Raw genomic sequence first — 378 nt, forward strand, 5'->3', positions numbered from 1 at the left:
TGCTACCCGTAACCGTACCGCCTGCCAGATCAATACCATCCTTGCTGGTGTCCAGGGCGCTTTCATAGACCTTCACATCACTATCGGTCCGAGCCGTCAGGCCGCTATCGGCGATATTGATCGTCAGCGTTGTAGTGCTCAGATCACCGTCGCCATCGCGAATCGTGTAGGTGAACACATCACTCGCACCGGGCGGCGTCACAGCATTGGGGTTGCTGTGATAAACCGCAACGCCAGCCGCATTGACCGTCAAAGTGCCGTAGGTGCCGGTGATACTGGTGTTCAAACCGGTAGTGACATTGACGATCTGGCTGCCGGCCTTAACGCCGACCACGACCGCGCCATCGGCACCCAAAGTGTCGTTGCCCAACACATTGC

1 protein-coding gene is annotated in these 378 nt (G+C 57.7%); it reads right to left on the minus strand.

The features are described from left to right. The coding region (locus tag NPS46_RS25150; RefSeq protein ID WP_274112056.1) for an Ig-like domain-containing protein at positions 1-378 on the minus strand (378 nt) is incomplete at both ends.

The organism is Pseudomonas putida (genome assembly GCF_028682395.1).
GTDB lineage: Bacteria > Pseudomonadota > Gammaproteobacteria > Pseudomonadales > Pseudomonadaceae > Aquipseudomonas > Aquipseudomonas putida_AB.